This window comes from Bartonella sp. AP57NXGY, assembly GCF_042195805.1.
Lineage (GTDB): Bacteria > Pseudomonadota > Alphaproteobacteria > Rhizobiales > Rhizobiaceae > Bartonella.
Genome location: NZ_JBHIOZ010000480.1, coordinates 1 through 768 on the forward strand (window position 1 = coordinate 1; position 768 = coordinate 768).

Here is a 768-nt window from a genome sequence, read left to right on the forward strand (position 1 = left end):
TCATAATCAAGGCGTGTATCTGTCCAGCCCATACCGCAAATAATTGCATCTTGAAAAGCATCGGAATCTTCGTATTCCCCGTCGGCTTCATCGCGAAACCATTCGGCTGCTCCTGTCAAAATCTGGTTTGCAAAGGCAGCCCCTTCTTGTCGTGGAATAAATTGCACTTGCCTTTTATTATTGCGCTCAGCCCCAATCACGGCATTAATTAAAGGCGCAATACGGTTAAAAGTCATCACGGGTCTGTTTTGTTCGTGCAAGACGGCAAGGTCTTGCTCATTCCATTGCCGTCCATTATAAAAATCGTAATCTTCCTGGGCATTTTTTCGCCATTTTTCGACATGATCAATATCATCCTGATACCAACCCACGAGTTTTTTAAAGAGAGCTTGATTTTCAAGCGTTTCGATTTGATCAAAAGAAGAATTTGTAGACATATTCATTAAAAAGCCATCCATGAAGTTTGAGAATGGTGAAACGAGCGATAAGGTTTTTTTCGCGCTTTAGCATTTGGTTGTTCATAAGCCACACACATCAGTCCAAAGGCATCGGCCCCATGGCTAGCCCAATCATGTTCAGCCCCTAGTCCGATATTGCGCTGTTCGTCGCGCTTTTCATGATACCAAGCAAGCGCTTTTCTGCCCGCACATGTCGTTTCACGATTAAACCATAGTGCAGGAAACAACCGCCGTACGGCTTCGATACGCATTTTAACAGCGCCTGTTCCTTGGTTAGGAATTATTTTGGTTTGAAAACCGGCTTGTTGAA

At 44.0% G+C, this 768-nt stretch carries 1 protein-coding gene and 1 pseudogene; both read right to left on the reverse strand.

All coding sequences use genetic code 11. The features are described from left to right. The coding region (locus ACFIL8_RS12845; protein ID WP_375689933.1) for a portal protein at positions 1-458 on the reverse strand (458 nt) is incomplete at its 3' end. Next, positions 443-768 (reverse strand): annotated as a pseudogene (locus tag ACFIL8_RS12850) (PBSX family phage terminase large subunit); the annotation flags it as partial. The gene ACFIL8_RS12845 and the pseudogene ACFIL8_RS12850, both read right to left, overlap by 16 nt.